The organism is Bradyrhizobium sp. MOS002 (assembly GCF_003020115.1).
GTDB lineage: Bacteria > Pseudomonadota > Alphaproteobacteria > Rhizobiales > Xanthobacteraceae > Bradyrhizobium.
This window is the reverse complement of record NZ_PYFX01000003.1, coordinates 34,642-48,849: the sequence shown is the minus strand read 5'-3', so window position 1 is coordinate 48,849 and position 14,208 is coordinate 34,642. Positions and strand designations below refer to the sequence as shown.

The window sequence follows — 14,208 nt, the reverse complement described above, 5'->3', positions numbered from 1 at the left end:
AAGAAGGAAATGAACGCCATCATCGCGAAGGCAGTCATCCCAATCGCCAACGTGTTGTTCGTGATCCTTGCCGTCTTCATCAGCAACCAAGGCGAGTCCGAGCTGACAGAGGGCTTGCCGAACTTGCCCGCGGTGCCCGCGATGATGGTAGTATCCATGTAGTTTCGGCTCCTGATGGTCGGAACCAAAGGGTTCGGCTTCGGGAGCTTCAGTTTGTCGTGCGAACGCTGAAAGACTTAGGGCCGGGCCCTTAATTTTGCGAAGCCCGCTGAAACAACCTGCATCAGGGTAGTAGAAAAGCGCTTGTTTTAAAGTCTTTTGTTAGTTTCCGCGTGTTTCATCGAATGCCAAAATATAGACGTGTGGTCCTGGCCGTCGTTGCTACGGTCAAGCTCTTGCGGATGCGGCATCTGCGTCAACCGGCGCGCTGTCGGCGACTTCTGTGAGAGCGAGGGAGGCCAGAGGGAAAGTTCGGCTCCCGGGAGAGCACGGCATAAGCCGTCCAACCATCGCGCAGGGAAGGCCGAGTGATTGGCACCACCTGTATGCTGCTGTGCGGTTTTCCTGCGTGCGCTTTTCGCGCAGCAGACCGCGGGCGCGTTGTCAGCACCCGGCCTTCCTTGCGCCTTCTTGGACAAGAGGGTGGAGTGACGAAGCAAACCTCGGGCGATTTGCGCCGCGAGAACGCGGCGGTGCGTCCGCCTACTTCGAGATTCCGGTTCGGGCACCTGTGTCTTGTCCCTAACGCTAGGGACAGACACGTTGCTGCAATCCGCTTAGCATGGTCCGCCCGGTTGCCCGGGACCGCAGGAGGAAACGCGTATGTCGGACGACATGCCTTCTGAGGGGCGACGGTGCCTCGTGGGGAGCGCTGCAAGCTCGAGCCGGGGCGCCCGATGCAGCCGGCGGACGCATCAAAGCGGACAGGGAGGAACAGGACATGAAGATCGGTTTCGCGCGAGCCTCGCTTCTTGTGGCATGCGTCCTCTATGGAAATACCGCTCACGCGGAGATCAAAATTGGAATTGTGATTTCGGCAAGTGGCCCGGGATCGGCACTGGGGCAGCCGCAGCTCAAGACGGTTGCAGCTCTTCCGAAAGAGATCGGTGGAGAGAAGGTGACCTATATCGTCCTGGACGACGAGTCGGATTCGACCAAAGGGGTCCAGAACGCACGCCGGCTGGTGATACAGGACAAGGTCGATGTGCTGGTCGGCTCCTCGCTGACCCCGGTGACCATGCCGATGCTGGACATCGCGCTCGAATCGAAGACGCCGCTGCTGTCGCTCGCTGCCGCTACCGCCATCGTTCAACCGATGGATGAGAAGCGCGCCTGGGCCTTCAAGGTCGTTCCCAATGACGACCTCATGGCGGCGGCCATCCTCAAGCATATCGCGAATTCAGGCGTGAAGACGCTCGGCTATATCGGCGTTTCGGATGGCTACGGCGAGGGCTACTACAAGGAGGTGAGCCGCCTCGCGCCCGCGCTGGGGCTGACCGTAACCACACATGAAGTCTATGCGCGCGCCGACACCAGCGTCACCGGTCAGGCGCTGAAGGTGATGTCTACCAATCCCGATGCCGTCTTCATCGCGTCCGCAGGAACTCCGGCGGTCTTGCCGCAGCAGGCGCTCCGCGAGCGCGGCTACGCCGGGAAGATATTTCAGACACACGGCGTGGCAAGCGAGGAGTTCATCAAGCTCGGTGGCGCGAACGTCGAAGGTGCCGTATTCGCGGGCGAGGCTTTCACCATTGCCGCCGATCTTCCCACGGGAGATCCGTTCCGTCGCTCGACGGAGGAGTTCGTGACCGCGTATGAAGCGGCGAACGGGCAAAAGCCCAACATGTTCGCTGCTCATCTCTGGGATGTCGTCGCGCTGATCGGAAAAGCTGCACCGGATTCGCTGAAGATGGCAAAGCCTGGCACAACCGAATTTCGCGCGGCGCTGCGGGACGCACTCGAGCGCGGGCAGAACATCTATCTCAACAACGGGCTGTCGAACATGAGCAAGGCCGATCACAACGGCTATGATGAGCGCTCGGCCTTTCTGATCAAGGTCGAAGGCGGAAAGTTTCGCCTGGCAAAGTAGCGGCGCGCCAATCGGATCTTGTACGAGGGCAGTGGCACGGGGGATCCGGCCTGCGCCGAGCTGGTCCGGTGGGCCGTTTTGGGCATCCAGAGGCGGCTTATCGCGATGGCGCCGCTGCATTCCCCAGGCGTCCGATAGGGCGTGAAACAATTTCGGCTAGAAAAATCGATTTTCGATTTTCTATTGACCCCTCCGCGTTGCCTTGCCATCATTCGTCCCATGGGTCCGCTTCAGTTTCATATGACCGGAAGCCCCGGGGATGGTCCGCGCAGCCTGACATCGGCGTTGCACGAGCGCTTGCGCGCCGACATCTTGGCGACGCGGCTGCTTCCGGGGCAGAAGCTGCATATCGCCGGCCTCGCCAAGCAGTTTTCCGTGAGCCTTGCCGCTGTACGTGAGGCGCTTTCCCGACTGGTCGCCGATGGGCTCGTCCTGGCGTCCGACCAGCGTGGTTTCCGGGTGAGCCCGGTGTCGCTCGCCGATCTCGCCGACGTGACGCAGACCCGGATCGACATCGAAGGCCTTGCGCTCCGTCGCTCGATCGAACGGGGCGACGATGCCTGGCTTGCGTCGGTGAAATCCGCCTGGACGGACCTGAAGGCCGTTCCCTATCGCTATCCCGACGATCCGACGGTGCATTATGAGGAGTGGGTGGTCCGCCATCGCATCTTCCATCGTGCGCTGGTCAATGCCTGCGGCTCACCGTGGCTCCTCGGCTTCCGCGACGTGCTGCACGAACAAAGCGAGCGATATCGCCGCCTCTCGATCCGCAGGGAGGTCGGCAAGCCGCGCGACGTCGAGGCTGAACACAAGTCAATTGTCGCCGCCGTCGTCAAACGCGACGCGGATGCGGCGGTTCGCGCATTGGCAAAGCACTTCGGCATCACCAAAGAGTTTGTCGAGCTCGCCGCGCCTCGCATCGCGGAGGTGAACGGCGCAACCTGACGATCCGGAAAAATCCGGCAAAGAAAAACAGAGACCGGGAGGAAACAGATCATGAAAATAACTCGCCGCAAGGCGCTATTGGCGTCGCTCTTCGCAGCCGGCGTGCTCGCCGGCCCTGCCACTGCTGCCGAAACCATTCGCGTGGGCCTGCCGACCAAGACCTACTGGCCGACGACGATCGCCGAGACGGCCGTGCGGCAGAAATTGTTCGAGAAGGAAGGCATCCAGGCCGAGCTGACGATCTACCGCAGTGGTGCAGAGACGTTCGAAGGCATGGCTGCGGGCGCGGCCGACATCATCCTCGATCCACCCTCGCTGGTCTCCGCGGGGCGCAAGAAGGGGGTGATGTCGCGGATCGTGGCCAATGCCGCGATGGGAAATTTCGGCTGGCAGTTGATGGTTCCGACCAAGTCGACGCTCGACGTCAAGGGCCTCAACGGCAAGAAGGTCGCGATCACCGCCGCCGGCTCCGGTTCCGACCTGCTCGCACTATGGACGCTCCAGGACAAGAAGATCGATTTCACACGCGTCCCGGTTGGTGGGGGCGGTCTGGTGCCGAACCTCTTGGCAGGCAACGTCGAGGCCGCCGTGGTCTATTCGCCGCTGAGCTTCCAGATCTCGAAGTCGGGCGAAGCCAAGTCGATCCTCGATTACGCCACGGCGGTGCCGCCGAACCTCACGGCAGGCTGGATCGTGCTCGACAAATTGGCGGAGACAAAGCCTCAGCTGGTTCAGAAGGCGGTGAACGCCCTCTATGGCGCGGTTGCGTTCATGCGCGCCAATCGCGACGTGACCGTCAAGCTGATCGCCGAGCTCTACGAAATGCCGGCTGAGATCGCCGCCCTGGAATACGACAACACGATCATGAAGCTCGAGACCAGCGGCGACATGGGCGCGCCTGACGTGAACGCGGCCGTGCAGCTGTCGCTGGACCTCGCCAAGCTCGGCGGACTCAAGGATATCGTACCGGTCGAGGACGTGATCTCGACCAGGTTCAAGCCAGTTCCGACCAAGCCTTGACGATGCAGAACTCACACGCCATCAAGCTTGCACGGATCGCGATCGTCATCGCGGTCCTGGCCCTGTGGGAGGTGCTGTCGCGCACCGGCATCGTCAATCCGCGCCTGCTGCCCTCGGCGTCCGACACGTTCGCGACGCTCGGCGATCTCCTGCAGCGCGCGGCCGTGAGGAAAGACCTGATGGTGACGGCAACCGAAGTGCTGGCCGCGTTCGCGCTAGCCGTTCCCTTCGGCGCCGTGATCGGCTTCCTGGTTGCGGAGAACCGCTACTTCGCTGACGTGGCCAAGCCGCTGCTGTTCTTCGCCTTCAGCATCCCGAAGTCGATCTTCCTGCCGATGTTCATCCTCGTATTCGGCGTCGGTTTCGCCCAGAAGGTCGGCTTTGGCTTCTTCTCCACGATCTTCATCGTGATCATGTCGACGACCACGGCGGTGGAGTCGGTCAAGGTCGAGCATCTCACGGTGGCCCGCTCCTATGGCGCAACTCCGATGCAGACCGCGTTCCGGGTCTATCTGCCGAGCATGCTGCCGGTGCTGCTGGAGGCCCTGCGGATCTCCATGATCTTCAACCTCACCGGCGTGATCCTTGCCGAGATGTACGCCTCGCGCGACGGTATCGGCCACCAGATCGCGACCTGGGGCGAGAACTTCCAGATGAAGCAGCTCCTCGCCGGCGTCGTAATGGTCGCCGCGATCGCCATGACCTTCAACGAACTTGTCAGATGGGTGGAAACGCGATGCAGCCATTGGCGAACGTGACCCCGTTGAAACCTCCTGCGCGCGCCGGCGCGATCGAGGTCAAGAATGTCGGCCAGGTCTTCAAGACCCGGTCTCAGGACGTCGTCGCCCTGGAAGATGTTTCGCTCGATATCAAGCCGGGTCGCTTCGTCGTGCTGGTCGGGCCGAGCGGTTGCGGCAAGTCGACCCTTCTGATGATGATGGCGGGCCTGCGCCAGCAGACCTCGGGCACGATCACCATCAGCGGCGCGCCGATTCCGCAGCCCGACCCGGACAGGGTCGGCGTGGTGTTCCAGGAGGCGAGCCTATTCCCCTGGCTGACGGCCGAAGACAATGTCGAGTTTCCGCTGGCCCTGCGTGGCGTGCCCAAGGCGGAGCGCCGCGCCAAGGCGCAGGATGCGCTCACGCTGGTCGGCCTCGACGGCTTCGGCAAGCGCCATCCGCACGAGTTGTCAGGCGGCATGAAGCAGCGCGTCTCGATCGCGCGCGGGCTGGTGCAGGACCCGCCGGTGCTGCTGATGGACGAGCCGTTCGCGGCGCTCGACGAGCAGACCCGCATGACCATGGGTGACGAACTGCTGCGCATCTGGGCGGCGACCGGCAAGACCGTCGTCTTCGTCACACACAGCCTCACCGAAGCGGTCTATCTCGCCGACGAGGTGATCGTGATGTCGGCGCGGCCCGGCCGTATCGTCGATCATCTCCAGGTCCAGCTGCCGCGGCCCCGCACCTATGAGATGCTGAGCGGAGATGCCTTCGGGAGCTTGCGCGACCGCATCTGGCGGCATATCCGCAAATCGGCGTGAGACAGAGATGAGCGCCAAGATGACTGCGAAGAAGATGACCGCGAAGATAAGTGCGAAGACGCTGCGGTATCTGATCGTGGTCGGCCTGATTGCGCTGTGGGAGCTGCTGCCGCGCACAGCTCTCATTCCCGAGCTGTTCCTGCCGTCCCTGTCATCGACGCTGATGGCCGGATGGACCGAGGCTCCCGAATACGGTCACGCGCTCGCGGTGACGCTTTATGAGGTGCTGATCTCCATGGCTTTCGCCTGCGGCGGCGGCATCCTGCTTGGCGCCATCGTCGGCAGCCTGCCGCGTCCGCGCGTCCTGATCATGCCGATGGTGTCGAGCCTCTATGCGGTGCCGCTCGTGATCCTCTATCCCGTCTTCACGGTGTGGCTCGGCATCGGCTCCGAATCCAAGATCGCCTTCGCTTCGATTTACGGCTTCCTGCCAACGATGCTGGCCACCGCCGCCGGCATCCAGACCATCGACCCTCAACTCCTGCTCGCGGCACGCAGCATGGGCGCCACGCTCAGCCAGCGGCTGGTTCGCGTCATCATTCCCGCGGCGATTCCAACCGTGCTGTCGGGGCTCCGCGTGGGAGGCGCGCTGGTCATCGTTGGCGTCGTCGTCTCGGAGATGCTGATCTCCTCGGCCGGCATCGGTTATCTGATCTCGCGCTACCGTACGATCCTCGACAGTCCGCACGTGTTCGCCGGCGTCCTTCTCGTGCTGTTCATGGCGATCGCCTTCAACGCCGCGATCCGGTGGATCGAGCGCAAGGCGGCGATCTGGCAGACCGGCACGCGCGCCGGTCAGGCCAACGACGACATCGCATCGGGCGCGATGCAGCCGGCGAGCTGAGGAAATTTCGCGTGTTCGATCTGACCCTGACATTCGACAACGGCCCTGATCCCAGCGTGACGCCGCGCGTGCTCGATATCCTGGGCGAGCGCGGCATCAAGACCACGTTCTTCGTCATCGGCGAGAAGCTCGCCGATCCCGCGCGACATGGCCTTGCGAAGCGCGCGCACGGGGAGGGGCACTGGATCGGCAATCACACCTTCACCCACAGCGTCCCGCTCGGTGAGCAGCCGGATCGCGATACAGCAAAGAGCGAAATTGGCCGCACGCAGGCTGCGATCGGTGATCTCGCCCATCCGCAGCGCTGGTTCCGGCCGTTCGGTGGCGGCGGCAATCTTGATACGCGGTTGCTGAAGCCGTCCGTCGTCGATTACCTCACCCGCAACAAGCACAGCTGCGTGCTCTGGAATGCGATCCCCCGCGACTGGGACGATCCCGACGGCTGGACCGAGCGAGCCGTTGTCCAGTGCAGCCGGCAGCCCTGGACGCTGATGGTCCTGCACGATCTTCCAACCGGAGCGATGGACCATCTGGAGCGGTTCCTCGACCGCGCCGAGGCGGCCGGCGCCCGCTTCCGCCAGGATTTCCCGCCACAATGCGTTCCGATCCGCAATGGCGCGATCGCACTTCCGATCAACGACTATGTTTCCTCCATCGAAGAGAGCGTTTGACTGATGAAAATCGCAAGTTTCACGATCGCCGGCACCGCGAGCTTTGGCATTGTCACCGACAACGGCGTCATCGATGCCGGCAAGCGTCTCAAGGCATATCCGACGCTGAAGACGCTGCTTGCCAAGGGATCGCTCGACGAACTGAAGAAGCTTGCCGGCGAGAAGCCCGACTACGCGCTGCGGGACGTCACGCTGCTGCCGACGGTTCCCGATCCCGACAAGATCTTCTGCATCGGCGTCAATTACGCCACCCATCTGGCCGAGAGCGGCCATCCCACCCCGCCACACCCGATGATATTCACCCGCTTCGCCAACAGCCAGGTCGGACATGGCCAGCCGATGATCCGGCCGCTCGAATCCGAGCGCTTCGACTATGAGGGCGAGATGGCGGTTGTCATCGGCAAGGCCGGCCGCCGCATCTCGCGCGAAGCCGCGTTGAGCCATGTCGCCGGTTATGCCTGCTACAATGACGGCAGCATCCGCGACTGGCAGCGCCACACCTCGCAATTCGCGCCCGGCAAGAATTTCGCCGGCACGGGCGGCTTCGGGCCCTGGATCGTCACGACCGACGAATTGACCGACGTCAGCAAGCAGACCTTGATTACCCGGCTGAACGGCGTCGAGGTGCAGAAGGCCCCGATCTCCGATCTCGTCTTCGACGTGCCGGCGCTGATTGCTTACTGCTCGACCTTCACCGAACTCGCGCCAGGCGACGTCATCGTCACGGGCACGACCGGCGGTGTCGGCGCTTACCGCAATCCGCCGCTGTGGATGAAGGGGGGCGATGTCGTGGAGATCGAGATTTCCGGGATCGGGATTCTCCGCAATCCCGTAAAGGACGAAGAGCCGGCCAAGGCGACGCGCGCAGCTTGATTCGCTGCGCTCGACAACAACAAGAAGGAGACCCTCATGCCGATGCCAACGCATATCCTCCCGACCACGGTGGTCGGAAGTTATCCGCAACCGGAATGGCTCGTGAATCGCGCCATGCTGTCGAAGGTGGTGCCGCGCACCCGCCTGCACGACATGTGGCGGTTGCCGGCGGAACATCTGGAGGAGGCACAGGACGATGCGACGATCGTCGCGATCCGCGACATGGAGCGCGCCGGCATCGACATCGTGACCGATGGCGAAATCCGCCGCGAGAGCTACTCCAATCGCTTCGCCACGGCGCTCGACGGCATCGACGGGGACAATCCCGCGATGATCGTGGCGCGCACCGGCAATACCCAGACCCCGGTGCCGCGCGTCGTCGGACCGGTGAAACGCAAGGGGCCGGTCGAGCTGCACGACATGCAGTTCCTGCGCAGGAACACCGATCGTGCAGCGAAGATCACCCTGCCGGGTCCTTTCACCATGAGCCAGCAGGCCAAGAACGAGTTCTACAAGGACGACGAAGAACTCGCGATGGCTCTGGCGGAGGCCGTCAATGCCGAGGCGCTCGATCTGCAAAGAGCTGGCGCAGACGTGATCCAGCTGGACGAGCCCTGGGTACGGAACAATCCGGAGTGCGCCAAGCGCTACGCCGTCAAGGCGATCAACCGCGCGCTGAAGGGCATCACAGTGCCGACCGTCGTGCATCTCTGTTTCGGCTATGCGGCGATCGTGCCGGGCTCGAACAAGCCGGCCGGTTATTCGTTCCTCGCCGAGCTCGATGATACGACTGCCGACCAGATCTCGATCGAGGCGGCGCAGCCAAAACTCGACCTCGGTGTTCTGAAGGATCTCTCGTCAAAGAAGATCATGCTCGGCGTGCTCGACCTCGCAGACCCCCAGATCGAGAGCGTCGAGACGGTCGCCGACCGCATTCGCAACGGCCTGAAATATGTGTCGCCTGAGCGTCTCGTTCCGGCGCCCGATTGCGGCATGAAATACATGCCACGCGCTGTCGCGTTTGGGAAGTTGAAGGCGATGTGCGATGCGGCGGCCAAGGTTCGGCATGAGCTTGGTTGACGAGGTTCCGAGCCGCTCGCAAGCAATGCACGATCCGGCCTGGTCCGACTCAGACCCAGCCGCCGTCGACGATGTAGTGCTGGGCTGTGCAGGCGGAAGCCTCTTCCGAAGCGAGGAAGATAGTGAACTTCGCGACCTCGTCCGGCATGAGCTTGCGCTTCAGGCATTGTCGTTGCATCAGCTCGACCTCGCCCTGTGGCGTCATCCATTTATCGAGCTGGCGCTCAGTCATGATCCATCCCGGCGCTATCGCGTTCACGCGGATATTGTAGGCGCCGTAATCGCGCGCCAGAGAGCGAGTGAGACCGATCACGCCTGATTTGCTGGCGGTGTAGGCGGCCATGCCGCCTTGTCCGGCGATCCACGACACCGAGCCGAAATTGATGATGGCGCCGGCGTTCGCCGCCTTCATGTCCGGCAACACGGCCTGCGCAGCAAAGAACTGGTGCTTCAAGTTGACCGCGATGCGGTCGTCCCAATATTCCGGTGTCATTTCCTCGGTGCTGTGCCGCTCGTCATGCGCGGCATTGTTGACGAGGATGTTGATCGCGCCGTGCACGTTGCGCGCCTCCGCGACGCCGGCACGTAACGCTGTGATATCGGTCAAGTCGACACGCATGAAATGCGCGCCGAGACCTTGATCCGATAGCTCGCGTGCCAGGGATTGGCCCTCATCGGCTTTGATGTCGAAGAACACGACATTGGATTTCTGCTGTGCGAAGCGCCGCACGATCGCAGCGCCAATTCCGGATGCGCCCCCGGTGACGAGAACGACCTTGCCGGCGAGGTCGGAATAAACGGCAGCCATGGATATTCCCTCGATTTGCGTTGGGGCAGCGACGCGCGGCCCGACTCTCCCGCGCACCTTAGCTATCTCCTTCGTGAGGTGCATAGGTCAGAATTTCAGTTGCGTACCTCAAAAATCGAAGGCAGGATTGCACCAAAGAATAAGATCCGTTGGGAGGATGTGATGAGACTGCTCGGGAAACTGGGACTGGCCGTTGTCGCATGCCTGTTCGGAGCGAAACTCGCTGTGGCCGACACGACGGTCAAGTGGCTGCACATCGAGGCCAACCCTGCCCAGGTCAAAATCTGGGAGGAGGTTGCGCGCGCCTATGAGGGATCGCATCCGGGCGTCAAGGTCGAGATGCAGTTCCTCGAGAACGAGTCCTACAAGGCCAAGCTGCCGACCATCCTGCAATCCAAGGACCGGCCCAACATCATCTACAGCTGGGCCGGCGGTGTCCTGAAGACGCAGATCGAGGCCGGTGTGCTCGACGACATCACCGATTCTGTGAAGGGTTACAGCGACAGTCTGACACCGGCGGCGGTCGCCGCCTTCACCAGCAACGGCCGTGTCTACGGTCTGCCCACAGCGCTCTCGCAGGTTGGCTTCCTCTGCAACAAGGAGCTGATGGCCAAGGCGAAGGTCGATCCTGCCGGGATCAAGAGCTGGGACGATCTGCTTGCTGCCGTGAAGACGTTGAAATCCGCCGGCGTGACCCCGATCGTGGTCGGCGGCGCCGACAAATGGCCGCTGCACTTCTACTGGACGCATCTTGCGGTGCGTATCGGCGGCAAGGCGGCGTTCGATGCGGCGTTGCGTGGCGAGAATGGCGGCTTCGCCGGGGAAACCTTCCTGAAATCCGGCGAGCTGTTCAAGCAGCTCGTGGATCTCCAGCCGTTCCAGAATGGCTTCCTTGGTTTCAAGAATCCGCAGGCCGTCGGCTATTTCGGTGACGGCAAGGCGGCGATGACGCTCGCGATCAGCACGGTCTATCATCTGCAACGCGCTCTCGCCGCCGACAAGGTCGGATTGACCGAAGACAAGATGTGCTGGTTCGACTTCCCGGTCGTGACCGGCGGCAAGGGCGCGGCGACCGATACGCTCGGCGGCATCACCGGTTGGCTGATTACGAAAGGCTCGCCCAAGGAGGCTGTCGATTTCCTGAAATACTTCGTGTCCAAAGATGTGCAGACGCGGCTTGCCGCGGGCAACTTCATTATCCCGGTGGTGCAGGGCGCGGACGCAGGGCTGAACAACGCCTTCATGAAGCTGATCGCCGCCAATCTGGCGAAGTCGAACTACCACCAGAACTTCTATGACCAGAGCCTGGGTCCATCGGTCGGCCGCGTCGTCAACGACGTCACCGCCGAGATCGCTGGTGGCAGCATGAGCCCGCAAGAGGCTGCCAAGGCGATCGAGGCGGCGTGGAAGCAGGGCAATTGACGGTGGCGCGGCGGACCGCGAGCGTGTCGGCGATCGGCGCTGCGGGCGAGATGGTACCGCGGGTTACGGTCCGTGGCCCGAGTTGGGACAGCAGGCTGACCGTGCTCGTCCTGTTCCTGCCGCCGGCGCTGCTATTGTTCACGTTGTTCGTTGTGCTGCCGATCGGCGAAGCAGCCTGGTATTCGGGCTTCAATTGGAACGGGTTTGGCAGGCCGACCAACTGGATTGGCCTGGACAATTACCGCTTTGTGCTGGAGACACGCGCCTTCTGGCTCGCGCTGCGTAACAACGGGTTGATCATCGCTGTTTCGCTCGCCATCCAGCTGCCGCTTGCGCTCACGCTGGCCTTGATGCTCGCCGAGCGCTTTCGTGGGGCGGTGGCGCTGCGCATGTTGTTCTTCATGCCCTATATCCTGGCGGAGATCGCGACCGGGCTGATCTTCAGCTTCGTTTATGATGGCGACTACGGCCTTGTAGCGTCGATCTGGCGCAGCTTCGGCGCCGAGCCTCCGCATCTGCTTGCCTCGACGGATACGGCCATGCTGGCGGTGCTGATCGTGATCGTCTGGAAGTACTTTGGCTTCCACATGATGCTGTTCATCGCAGCGCTCCAAGGCCTCGACAAGAGCCTGGTCGAGGCGGCGCGTATCGACGGCGCGACCCGATCGCAAGTCCTGCGACATGTGGTCATCCCGTTGCTCTATCCGACAATTCGGCTCTCCGTGTTCTTCGCCATCGTCGGCTCGCTGCAGCTGTTCGATCTCGTCATGCCATTGACGCGCGGCGGGCCCGCGGACTCCTCGAACACGATGGTGAGCTTTCTCTACAACAACGGCATCTCACGGATGCGGGTCGGCTACGGCAGTGCCATCGGCGTCATCCTGTTCGCGATCTGCGTGACCTTTGCCTTCACGTACAAGCGATGGTTCATGCGCGATGAGTAACGCCAAGGCGATCCGCGCGCCGTTCGATCCCACAATGCTGTTCAAGATGGTGTTCCTCGCCGTCGTTGCCATCATCGTCGTGGTGCCGCTGCTCGCGACCTTGTTCGGTGGCTTCAAATCGCTTGGCGAATTGCGCGTCAACCCGTTCGGCCTGCCACGTCACTGGGAGTGGCAGAACTACGCTGATATCCTGTTCTCTGCACGCTACTGGCAGCTCTTGCGGAACTCGCTGATCATCTCGACCCTCACGGTGGCCCTGACCCTGATCGTCGCTTCGATGGCGGCGTTCACCTTTGCCCATATCAGGTTCTATGGCAGCTCGATGCTGCTGAGCTACCTGACGCTGGGCCTGCTGTTTCCGGCTGCGACGGCGGTGCTGCCGCTCTTCATCAAGGTGCGCGATCTCGGATTGCTCGATACATATTTTGGCGTTGCCCTGCCGCAGGCGGCCTTCGGTCTTGCGATGAGCGTGCTGCTGCTGCGGCGTTTCTTCAAGGACATTCCGTACGAGCTGCTGGAGGCCGCGCTGGTCGACGGCTGCAGCTATATCAAATTCTTCCGCTATGTGACGTTGCCCTTGTCGCGGCCGATCCTGGCGACCGTCGGTACCATCACCTTCGTCAACAGCTGGAATGCCTATCTGTTGCCGCTGGTGATGCTCAACACCGACGCGCTCTATCCCTGGCCGCTCGGTATCATGATTTATCAGGGCGAGTATTCGTCCGAGTGGCATCTGATCCTGGCCTTCATCACGTTGACCATCCTGCCGACGATCATTCTCTTCCTCCTGGCGCAAAAGCACATCGTCGCAGGCCTCACCGCAGGCGCGGTCAAGGGATGAACGGTACCTCACGGAGATCGAAATGAGAAAAGTCGGCATCGGCATCATCGGCTGCGGCAATATCAGCACCGCTTATCTGAAGGCAGCCCAGCGCTTCCCGGTCATGGACATCAAGGCGCTCGCGGATATGCGCAGCGATGTCGCGGAGCGGCAGGGCGCCGCCTTCGGGTTGCCGGCGATGCGGGTTGATCAACTGCTCAAGCGAGACGACGTCGAGATCGTCATCAATCTTACGGTGCCACTCGCCCACACCGACGTCAGCCTCGCAGTGCTGAACGCCGGCAAGCACGTTCACTCGGAAAAGCCGCTCGGCATCAACGTCACGGAAGCCCGCAAGGTGATGGATCTCGCCGCGCAAAAGGGTCTTCGTGTCGGCTGCGCGCCCGATACGTTCCTTGGCGGCGGGCACCAGACCGCGCGCAAGCTGATCGACGATGGCGCGATCGGCACGCCTGTGGCCGGCAGCGCGTTCTTCGGCTGCCCCGGCCACGAGCGTTGGCATCCGGCACCGGGTTTCTACTATTTGCGCGGCGGTGGGCCGATGCTTGACATGGGCCCGTACTACATCACCGACCTCGTGCAGCTGCTCGGCCCCGTGGCGAGCGTGATGGGCTCGACCGCGCGTCCGAAATCCGAGCGGCTGGTCACCAGCCAGCCGATGAACGGAACGTTGATCCCGGTCGAAGTTGCGACCCATGTCGCCGGCACGCTCGAATTTGAGAGCGGGGCGGTCGTCTTGATCGCGATGAGCTTTGACGTGCCGAAGCACCGGCACGCACCGATCGAGATCTATGGCGACAAGGGCAGCATGCTGGTGCCGGACCCGAACCGCTTCGGCGGCGAAGTACAGGTCGCCAAGACCGGCGGCGAATGGGAGCCGGTGCCGCTGACTCACGGTCATGTCGACGGTGAGTTCCGTTCCATTGGCGTCGCCGACATGGCCTCCGCGATCCTGAACAACCGGCCGCATCGTGCCAGCGGCGCGCTCGCATTCCATGTGCTGGAGGTGATGGAGGCGTTCCAGACCTCCGCCGACGAAGGACGGCGCGTCAAGATCGAGAGCTGCGTCGAGCGGCCGGCGATGCTGCCGGCCGGGCGTGAAACCGGACAGATCGACTAAGGACAGAA

Annotated in this window: 15 protein-coding genes; 14 read left to right on the top strand and 1 reads right to left on the bottom strand. The window is 62.5% G+C overall.

Annotation, left to right across the window (positions count from 1 at the left end; genetic code table 11):
- Positions 1-9 precede the first annotated feature (9 nt).
- From C7G41_RS37330 to C7G41_RS09025, 10 genes are all read left to right on the top strand, one after another.
- Positions 10-162 (top strand): hypothetical protein, encoded by a 153-nt coding sequence (locus C7G41_RS37330; RefSeq protein ID WP_158267997.1) that lies wholly within the window; start codon positions 10-12, stop codon positions 160-162.
- Positions 163-940: 778 nt separating this feature from the next.
- Positions 941-2,089 (top strand): ABC transporter substrate-binding protein, encoded by a 1,149-nt coding sequence (locus C7G41_RS09065; RefSeq protein ID WP_106942249.1) that lies wholly within the window; start codon positions 941-943, stop codon positions 2,087-2,089.
- Positions 2,090-2,329: 240 nt separating this feature from the next.
- Positions 2,330-3,034: a GntR family transcriptional regulator gene (locus C7G41_RS09060; protein WP_245446490.1), complete on the top strand. Its 705-nt coding sequence runs from the start codon at positions 2,330-2,332 to the stop codon at positions 3,032-3,034.
- Between the two features lie 51 nt (positions 3,035-3,085).
- Entirely contained in the window at positions 3,086-4,054 is a 969-nt protein-coding gene (locus tag C7G41_RS09055; protein WP_106942247.1) for an ABC transporter substrate-binding protein, read from the top strand.
- A gap of 2 nt (positions 4,055-4,056) precedes the next feature.
- Positions 4,057-4,812, top strand: coding sequence for an ABC transporter permease (locus C7G41_RS09050; RefSeq protein ID WP_106942246.1), 756 nt, complete (start codon positions 4,057-4,059; stop codon positions 4,810-4,812).
- Positions 4,791-5,597 (top strand): ABC transporter ATP-binding protein, encoded by an 807-nt coding sequence (locus C7G41_RS09045; RefSeq protein ID WP_245446488.1) that lies wholly within the window; start codon positions 4,791-4,793, stop codon positions 5,595-5,597. The genes C7G41_RS09050 and C7G41_RS09045 overlap by 22 nt, the downstream gene beginning before the upstream one ends.
- A 7-nt stretch (positions 5,598-5,604) precedes the next feature.
- Positions 5,605-6,441 (top strand): ABC transporter permease, encoded by an 837-nt coding sequence (locus tag C7G41_RS09040; protein ID WP_245446486.1) that lies wholly within the window; start codon positions 5,605-5,607, stop codon positions 6,439-6,441.
- Between the two features lie 11 nt (positions 6,442-6,452).
- Positions 6,453-7,112 (top strand): polysaccharide deacetylase family protein, encoded by a 660-nt coding sequence (locus tag C7G41_RS09035; protein WP_106942244.1) that lies wholly within the window; start codon positions 6,453-6,455, stop codon positions 7,110-7,112.
- A 3-nt stretch (positions 7,113-7,115) separates the two neighbouring features.
- Positions 7,116-7,985 (top strand): fumarylacetoacetate hydrolase family protein, encoded by an 870-nt coding sequence (locus C7G41_RS09030; protein WP_106942243.1) that lies wholly within the window; start codon positions 7,116-7,118, stop codon positions 7,983-7,985.
- Between the two features lie 36 nt (positions 7,986-8,021).
- Positions 8,022-9,065, top strand: a complete 1,044-nt coding sequence (locus C7G41_RS09025; protein ID WP_199198268.1) for a uroporphyrinogen decarboxylase family protein — start codon at positions 8,022-8,024, stop codon at positions 9,063-9,065.
- A gap of 49 nt (positions 9,066-9,114) precedes the next feature.
- On the opposite strand, the gene C7G41_RS09020 is transcribed toward C7G41_RS09025, so the two are convergent.
- On the bottom strand, positions 9,115-9,873 hold the full coding sequence (locus C7G41_RS09020) for an SDR family NAD(P)-dependent oxidoreductase (RefSeq protein ID WP_106942242.1): 759 nt from the start codon (positions 9,871-9,873) through the stop codon (positions 9,115-9,117).
- A gap of 162 nt (positions 9,874-10,035) precedes the next feature.
- Between C7G41_RS09020 and C7G41_RS09015 the strand changes: the two genes are divergently transcribed.
- From C7G41_RS09015 to C7G41_RS09000, 4 genes are read left to right on the top strand one after another with little or no spacing between them, the layout of a single operon-like run.
- Entirely contained in the window at positions 10,036-11,295 is a 1,260-nt protein-coding gene (locus C7G41_RS09015) for an extracellular solute-binding protein (RefSeq protein WP_106942241.1), read from the top strand.
- Between the two features lie 2 nt (positions 11,296-11,297).
- Positions 11,298-12,239, top strand: coding sequence for a carbohydrate ABC transporter permease (locus C7G41_RS09010; protein ID WP_106942240.1), 942 nt, complete (start codon positions 11,298-11,300; stop codon positions 12,237-12,239).
- On the top strand, positions 12,232-13,080 hold the full coding sequence (locus tag C7G41_RS09005; RefSeq protein ID WP_106942239.1) for a carbohydrate ABC transporter permease: 849 nt from the start codon (positions 12,232-12,234) through the stop codon (positions 13,078-13,080). Before C7G41_RS09010 ends, C7G41_RS09005 begins: the two co-directional genes overlap by 8 nt.
- A gap of 22 nt (positions 13,081-13,102) precedes the next feature.
- Positions 13,103-14,200 (top strand): Gfo/Idh/MocA family protein, encoded by a 1,098-nt coding sequence (locus C7G41_RS09000; protein ID WP_106942238.1) that lies wholly within the window; start codon positions 13,103-13,105, stop codon positions 14,198-14,200.
- The last annotated feature ends 8 nt before the right edge of the window (positions 14,201-14,208 follow it).